The organism is Pseudoalteromonas sp. GW168-MNA-CIBAN-0100 (assembly GCF_040309225.1).
In the GTDB taxonomy this organism is placed as follows: Bacteria; Pseudomonadota; Gammaproteobacteria; order Enterobacterales; family Alteromonadaceae; genus Pseudoalteromonas; species Pseudoalteromonas arctica.
Window position 1 is genome coordinate 1 of sequence record NZ_JBEOOL010000548.1, and the last position, 273, is coordinate 273.

The window sequence follows — 273 nt, forward strand, 5'->3', positions numbered from 1 at the left end:
GGACATGCTCAATCAAATTATTTGCGATCACAGCCCACAACTACCGGTTAGCCGCGATAAACTAAAAAACATGCCACAAAGCCCGCCCCCTTTTAAGAGTGTGCGCCTTGATTGGGGCATAGCACTGCAACATGCTGGCGGTAAAAGTGAGCTGGCATTAGAAATGCTCAATATGTTATTACTCAGCGTGCCCGAAACACTTAGCCTATTAGCACAAGCTATTGCCGATGAAGACTGCAAACAGGTACTTAGCATTATTCATAAGTTACATGG

General features: G+C 45.1%; 1 protein-coding gene. It reads left to right on the plus strand.

Annotation, left to right across the window (positions count from 1 at the left end; all coding sequences use genetic code 11):
• On the plus strand, positions 1 to 273 hold a 273-nt coding region (locus AAEY62_RS22370; protein WP_502935552.1), incomplete at both ends, for a hypothetical protein.